Source organism: Streptomyces corynorhini, from assembly GCF_003346515.1.
Classification (GTDB): domain Bacteria; phylum Actinomycetota; class Actinomycetes; order Streptomycetales; family Streptomycetaceae; genus Streptomyces; species Streptomyces corynorhini.
On the sequence record NZ_QQNA01000323.1, the window covers coordinates 1 to 4,836 of the forward strand.

Here is a 4,836-nt window from a genome sequence, read left to right on the forward strand (position 1 = left end):
CCCCGGACGGCCGTCCGGGGAATGGGGCCTTCCTCTTCAGCGCTGTCACTGGGTATGACTGAACTACGCAGGCTCGGAACGTCGGACCTCAATGTCTACCCGCTCAACCTCGGCGGCAACGTCTTCGGCTGGACCGCCGACGAGGCGGAATCGTTCGCCGTACTCGACGCGTACACCGCCGCGGGCGGCAACTTCGTCGACACCGCCGACACGTATACGTCCTGGATCCCGGGGCACCAGGGCGGCGAGTCGGAGACGGTCCTCGGAAAGTGGTTCGCCGCGCGCGGTAACCGCGCGGACGTGGTCCTCGCCACGAAGGTCGGCTCGCACCCCCGCTTCAAGGGGCTGGCCCCGGCCACGGTCAAGGCCGCCGCCGAGGCGTCGCTGACCCGGCTGGGCACGGATTACATCGACCTCTACTACACGCACCTCGACGACGAGACCGTGCCCGTCGAGGAGATCATCACCGCTCTCGACCAGCTGGTACGGGAGGGCAAGGTGCGCGCCATCGCCGCCTCCAACATCTCCCCCGAGCGGCTGACCGCCTCGCTCGACTTCTCCCGGCGCGCGGGACTGGCGAGTTACGTGGCGCTCCAGCCGCACTACAACCTGGTCTCCCGCGACACCTACGAGGGCGCGCTCCAGGACATCGTGGCCGAGCACGGGCTCGCCGCCGTCCCGTACTTCGGGCTCGCGGCGGGCTTCCTCACCGGTAAGTACCGGCCCGGCGCGACCGTCGACAGCGCGCGGGCCGGCAGCGCGGCGAAGTACCTGGAGAGCGACCGGGGCCCGAAGGTCCTCGCCGCCCTCGACCGCGTCGCGGAGGCGCACGGCGCCGCACCCGCGACCGTCGCCCTGGCCTGGCTCGCGGCCCAGCCGACCGTTGTCGCGCCGATCGCCTCCGCCCGCTCGACGCGGCAGCTCCCCGCGCTGCTCGCGGCGGCCGAGCTGGAGCTGACGGCCGAGGAGCTGGCCGAACTGACCACCGCGTCCCGGTAGCGGGCACCGCCGCCGCTGACCGCGTACGCGGTCGCCGGGTACGTGCTCGGTCGTCGGCACGTACGCGGGCGCCGGTGACGTGGTCGGTCGCCGGTGACGTGGTCGGCCGCCGGGCGCGCGCTCAGTACTGGCGGTACGGGTTGTAGCCGTCGTAGTCGACGTACGGCGGCGGCGCCCACACCCGGCCGGTGGCCCGCGCCGCATAGGTGAGCGCGGGCCCGGCCATCTCCCTGCGCTGCCACAGATGGTGCAGCAGCTCCCGCTCCCGCTCGGCGAAGTCCGCGCCCACCGCACCGCGCTGCGCCCCGTGGCGCAGAAACGCCAGCGAGGTCGCGAACGCCTCGTACTCCCCGACGGAGTCGGCCGCCCGCGGCCCGAACGTACGGCCCGCGAAGTCGCGCGCCATCCGGCGGGCCCGCATCGAGGAGAGCGCGAGCGGCGCCGCCGGGTTGATCCACCCGGCCAGGGCGTACGCGGGCAGCTCCCCGGCTATCGTGCGCAGCTCGCGCTGCCGGCTCCAGATCGCCAGCCAGGTCAGCAGGGCGAACGCCGGGACCATGAACGCCGCGTACACCGCGTAGAAGCCGAGCGGGCCGAAGAGGTCCCCCGAGCCGTTCCACAGCGCGTGCATCCCCATGGCGAGCGCCAGGCCGAGCAGCGGGAACGCGACCCGGCGGACCTTGCGGCGCCGGTCGGCGGCGGCCGCCAGCCCGAAGCCGATGCCCGTGAGCACCGTGAACAGCGGATGCGCGAAGGGCGACATCACGATCCGTACGAAGAAGGTCGCGGCGGTGACGGACCGGAGGCCCGAGTCGCCGGTGTGCTGGTCCTCACCGAAGGCGCTGCCCAGATAGAGGATGTTCTCCGTGAAGGCGAAGCCGGTGGCGCTGAAGCCCGCGATCACGACGCCGTCGACCAGCCCGGTGAACGACCGTCTGCGGAAGAGGAAGATCAGCAGCACCGCCGCCGCCTTGGCGCTCTCCTCGACGACCGGCGCGATCACCGTGGCGCCCAGGGACTCGGCGCCCGCCGGATCCGCGGTGGCGGTGGCTATCCACTCCGTCGCGAACGAGTTCGCGATGATCGCGACGAGGGCGGCGGCGAACGCGCCCCAGGAGAAGGCGAACAGCAGATTGCGCCAGGGCCCCGGCTCCACCCGGTCCAGCCAGCGGAACGCCGACACGAGCAGCGGGACGGGCAGGACGGCCAGGCCCAGGCCGACCAGGAACCCGCGCGTCCCGGTCTCGTCCCGGACGAGCGCGAGGATCACCAGGGCGCACAGGGCGAGCACCAGGCTCACGGCCCCCGTCCGCACCACCCGGCGGCGCCAGAACGCGCCACGCGGCCGGTAGCGCCTGCGGGCGGGCTCCGGCACGGCGCTCCACAGCTCGCCGAGACGCTCCTGCTGCGCGTAGACAGGGATCGCCGGACGCTGGTCGAGGCGCTGCGAGGACGGTTCTGACACCCAATGACCCTAACGAGCGGCACTGACAACCGGTGAGGCGGCGCGGAACCGCCCGCCTCACCCGCCCGCGCGTAATCGCCCGCCTCACCCGCCCGCGCGGCGGAACAGCAGGTCGCGCACCACGTGCCCCTTGTCCAGTCCCTGGCCCTCGAACCGGGTCAGCGGCCGGAACGCCGGCCGCGGCGCGTAACCGCCCGCGCTCTCGGTGTTCTCGTAGTCGGGATGGGCCGTCAGCTCTTCCAGCATCTGCTCGGCGTACGGCTCCCAGTCGGTCGCACAGTGCACCACGGCGCCGGGCCCGAGCCGCCCCGCCACCAGCGTGAGGAACTCCTCCTGGATCAGCCGCCGCTTGTGGTGCCGCTTCTTGGGCCACGGATCGGGGAAGTAGACGCGCAGTCCGGCCAGTGAGGCGGCGGGCAGCATCTCCCTGAGCAGGATGATCGCGTCGCCGTTGGCGACCCGGATGTTGGAGAGCCCGTTCTCCTCCGCCAGCCGGAGCAGATTGCCCTGGCCCGGGGTGTGTACGTCGACGGCGAGGATGCCGGTGCCGGGGTCGGCGGCGGCCATCCGCGCCGTGGCCTCGCCCATGCCGAAGCCGATCTCCAGCACCACCGGCAGGCCGCCGAACATCTCGTCCACGTCGAGGACGCGCTGCCCGTCGATGTCCAGGCCCCACTGGCCCCACAGCCTGCGCAGCGCCTCGGCCTGGCCGGTGGTCACCCGGCTGCGGCGCGGCTGGAAGCTGCGGATGCGCCGCTCGAAGTGCGAACCGGCGGGGTCGGCCGCCGGGCCCGTGCCGTCCGGGAACAGCCGGCTCGTGAGCTGGGCGCCGGCCGCACCGGTCACCTCGCTGATCTCGGGGATCTCGGGTGCCTCGGCCATGTCGTTCATCCGTCTCGGTCCGCTGGAGCTGGTGGGTCTCCCAATTCTACGGAGCGCGCCGGGCGTGCCGGGCGTGCCGGGTGTGCCGGGCGTGCCGAGCGCCCCGGGCGGGCTCGCCCCGGCCCCCGGGTGGGCTCGCCTCGGCCCTCGGGCGGGCTCGCCTCCGGCTCCCGGGCGGGCTCGCCCCGGCCCCCGGGCGTGGGCCCGCGTCGCGCCCCGCTCACCCCTCCGCGAGCGCCGCGAGCGCCCGCCGCGCCACCGCGCGCCCGATCGGCAGCGAGGCCGTCGCCGCCGGGGACGGCGCGTTCAGCACGTGGACCGTACGGGGCGCGCGCCGGATGACGAAGTCGTCCGCCAAGGTGCCGTCGCGCAGTACCGCCTGGGCGCGTACCCCGGCCGCCGCCGGCCGCAGATCCGCGTCCGTGACCGCCGGGAGCAGCCGGCGCACCGCCGCCGCGAAGGCGCGCTTCGACAGCGAACGGCGCAGCTCGCCCGCGCCGTACCGCCAGTGCTCGCGCGCCGTGTGCCAGGTACCGGGCCAGCTCAGCGTGGCGGCCAGCTCCGCCGGGCGGACGACCGACCAGGAGTAGCCCTCGCGGGCCAGCGCCGGTACGGCGTTCGGCCCGACGTGGACGGTGCCGTCGACGGAGCGGGTCAGATGCACGCCGAGGAACGGGAACGCCGGGTCGGGCACCGGATAGACCAGCCCCCGTACCAGCTCCGGCCTGGCCAGTTCGTAGTACTCGCCCCGGAAGGGGACGATCCGGGCCCCCGGGTCGTCGCCCGCCAGCCGCGCCACCCGGTCGGACTGGAGCCCCGCGCAGTTCACCAGGGCGCGCGCCCTGACGATCTCCCCGGCCGCCGTGCGGACCGCGACGCCCCAGGGGCGGCGGTCGACCGCCGTGACCCGGGCGCCGTAGCGCACGGACGCCCCCGCCTCCCGCGCCGATCCGGCGAGCCGCTCCGCGACCGCCGCGAAGTCGCACACCCCGGTCGTACCGACCTGGATCGCGGCCAGGCCGCGCACCTGCGGCTCGTACTCCATGATCTGCGCCGGGCCCAGCTCGCGCACCGGGATGCCGTTCTCCCGGCCGCGCTGGACCAGCGCGTGCAGCCGGGGCAGCTCGTCGCGCCGGGTCGCGACGATCAGCTTGCCGGTGACCTGGTGCGCGATGGCGTGGCGCTCGCAGAAGGCGACCAGTTCCGCCGAACCGCCCACCGCGTAGCGCGCCTTGAGCGAGCCGGGGCGGTAGTAGACGCCGCTGTGGATCACGCCGCTGTTGTGGCCGGTCTGGTGCCGGGCCGGGCCCGGCACCCGCGTCGTCGTCCTGGAGAAGGAGCCGGGCCCGGCCCGGCACCAGACCGGCCACAACAGCGGCGTGATCCACAGCGGCGTCTACTACCGCCCCGGCTCGCTCAAGGCGCGCTACGCGGTGGGCGGTTCGGCGGAACTGGTCGCCTTCTGCGAGCGCCACGCCATCGCGCACCAG

General features: G+C 74.4%; 4 protein-coding genes and 1 pseudogene. 2 read left to right on the forward strand and 3 right to left on the reverse strand.

Annotated features, from left to right (window positions below; all coding sequences use genetic code 11):
* Window positions 1-54: 54 nt before the first annotated feature.
* A complete protein-coding gene (locus DVH02_RS30745; RefSeq protein ID WP_114627127.1) occupies window positions 55-999 on the forward strand; it encodes an aldo/keto reductase in 945 nt (314 codons plus the stop codon).
* A 121-nt stretch (window positions 1,000-1,120) separates the two neighbouring features.
* On the opposite strand, the gene DVH02_RS30750 is transcribed toward DVH02_RS30745, so the two are convergent.
* The 3 genes and pseudogenes from DVH02_RS30750 to lhgO all read right to left on the reverse strand — a co-directional run.
* Entirely contained in the window at window positions 1,121-2,464 is a 1,344-nt protein-coding gene (locus DVH02_RS30750) for a PrsW family intramembrane metalloprotease (protein ID WP_114627128.1), read from the reverse strand.
* A gap of 84 nt (window positions 2,465-2,548) precedes the next feature.
* Window positions 2,549-3,346 (reverse strand): tRNA (guanosine(46)-N7)-methyltransferase TrmB, encoded by a 798-nt coding sequence (gene trmB, locus DVH02_RS30755; protein ID WP_233518561.1) that lies wholly within the window; start codon window positions 3,344-3,346, stop codon window positions 2,549-2,551.
* Between the two features lie 220 nt (window positions 3,347-3,566).
* Window positions 3,567-4,658: pseudogene (lhgO, locus tag DVH02_RS30760) on the reverse strand (L-2-hydroxyglutarate oxidase); the annotation flags it as partial.
* Here lhgO and DVH02_RS30765 point away from each other — a divergent pair.
* Window positions 4,627-4,836: FAD-dependent oxidoreductase (locus DVH02_RS30765; RefSeq protein WP_233518562.1), on the forward strand; the 210-nt coding region annotated here is incomplete at its 3' end. The pseudogene lhgO and the gene DVH02_RS30765 sit on opposite strands and share 32 nt — an antisense overlap.